General features: G+C 78.1%; 1 protein-coding gene. It reads left to right on the top strand.

The genetic code is table 11. The features are described from left to right. The coding region (locus ACLQ2W_RS34095; protein ID WP_425792044.1) for a hypothetical protein at positions 1–219 on the top strand (219 nt) is incomplete at both ends.

The raw sequence follows: 219 nt of genomic DNA, 5'->3' as shown, positions 1-219 counted from the left end.
ACTGCGCAGGCCGCCGCGCGTGCGCAGCGTGCTGCGGCGGACGCCCGGACGGATGCGGGCAAGGCGGCGGCGGCGCGCCAGGCCGCACAGCAGGCCCGCGACGCGGCCCGCAAGGCACGCGAACTCGACCAGGTACGGGCCCAGCGGGATCGCGCGCTCGCCCAGGCGAAGGCGGCGAGTACCGCGGCGAAGGGTGCGAGTGCGAACGCGGATGTCGCG

It is taken from the genome of Micromonospora sp. DT227 (genome assembly GCF_049841835.1).
Taxonomy (GTDB): Bacteria; Actinomycetota; Actinomycetes; order Mycobacteriales; family Micromonosporaceae; genus Micromonospora.
The sequence above is the reverse complement of the archived record's forward strand: the minus strand, read 5'-3'. Positions and strand labels throughout refer to the sequence as shown.